Source organism: Pseudoalteromonas luteoviolacea (genome assembly GCF_021654285.1).
GTDB lineage: Bacteria > Pseudomonadota > Gammaproteobacteria > Enterobacterales > Alteromonadaceae > Pseudoalteromonas > Pseudoalteromonas luteoviolacea_J.
In genome coordinates this window covers 1-1,642 of sequence record NZ_JAKFZS010000077.1, presented here as the reverse complement: position 1 = coordinate 1,642, position 1,642 = coordinate 1, and the positions used below count along the sequence as shown (strand labels likewise).

The window sequence follows — 1,642 nt, the reverse complement described above, 5'->3', positions numbered from 1 at the left end:
AAAATTCTAGAGCTACATTATCCGAGTACTTTTCAACACTGTGCTCAAACAACGTATGAATACATGCTTCTCTAGGGTAGTCCGCCGCAGTTTGATTAAGTGTATTGAGTAAATAGTGATGCTCTTCACGTGAAAGCAACTCTAGATCACTGAGGCTGACACATGCCTCAGCTGAGAGCGTTGAGAGCTGAGTGAGCAAACGAGCAAAATGCTCTGTCAATTGCTCCACATGCGCTTTATCAAATAAACTACTGTCCCAGGTCCAGAGCAATTGCATGCCGTCACTGTCCTGATGTACATCAACTTCCATATCAAACCGTGACTTCACCTGCGTACTAGGAAGACGTGATAGCGAAACATCCGGCAACGACAATGTCTGTCCATGCCCTACCCCGTAATCTGATTGCATTGTCAACATGATTTGAAACAGCGGTGTATAAGCTCGACTACGAGGAACCTGTAATAACTCTACAAGCTGCTCAAATGGAATATCCTGATGAGATTGCGCGCCCAAATGGACTTCACGGACATGTGACAGATACTCGCCAAGCGATCGAGCTGTGGTATCCACTCTCAGCACCAATGTATTCACAAAAAAGCCAATCAGAGACTCTATGTCTGACTGCAATCGATTCGCCACCGGTGTACCAATAACAATATCATCACTGCTACTGTGTCGAGATAACACAAGAGACAGTGCGCCATGAACCAACATAAAAGGCGTGATCTGATATTCAGCAGCCAGAGTGGCCAAGCCCTGTGATACCGTTGCAGAAAGCGTGTGGCTATGGCTAGCGCCCTTCGAGCCTTTAATTTGTGCTCGCGGGTTATCTAGTCGAAGCCCATGCTCTAAAGGCATATCTGCCAGCTGTGTTCGCCAGTAATCAGCCTGCTCCGCTAGCACCTTTCCTTGTAACCATTGGCGCTGCCAAAGAGCATAATCGGCATATTGTGCTGGTAAAGGCGTAAGACTAACTGGTTCGTCTGTGACAATCGCTCTATAAAGAGTCGTAAATTCATTGATCAACAATTCAATCGACCAACCATCAGAGGCAATATGATGCACATTAAACAGTAAGGCACCTCGCTCCTTACCGAGTTTGATATACGTGCAACGGAGCATGACATCTTGTGTCAGGTCAAAACAATAATTCTCTTCTAGTTTATGTAGGCGGGCTAACTCGTTTTCTGAATCAGAGTTAGTTAAATGCGTTAAATCAACGCAATTTATTCTATAACTATCTAGCGCATTAACCTGCTGGAACCCTTCTCCATCTTTTTCTAAATAGGTGGTTCTGAGTACTTCGTGACGTTCAATAATCGTGGATAGACTCTGTTGTGCTGCACCAACATTAAAATGACCAGAGAGTAAAAAAGCCGCAGGCATATTATATTCGGGGCTACCCTCTTGCAATTGGTCGATGAACCACAAACGTTGCTGCGCAAAAGACAACACATCGCCTTGTTCTTTGCGGACCATGCCTTTCACTTTAGGTCTGACAACGCCAGTATCCTTAGTCACGATTTCTGCCAGAGCTTGAATTGTGGGGCTATCAAACAGTGCTTTGATGTTCACTTCCACATCCATTACTCGGCGTATTTCTGACATCAGGCGCACACTCAAAATAGAATGTCCCCCAAG

At 45.2% G+C, this 1,642-nt stretch carries 1 protein-coding gene; it reads right to left on the bottom strand.

What is annotated here, in order from left to right:
• Positions 1–1,609: condensation domain-containing protein (locus L1077_RS27060; protein ID WP_237139869.1), on the bottom strand; the 1,609-nt coding region annotated here is incomplete at its 3' end.
• Positions 1,610–1,642: the final 33 nt, after the last annotated feature.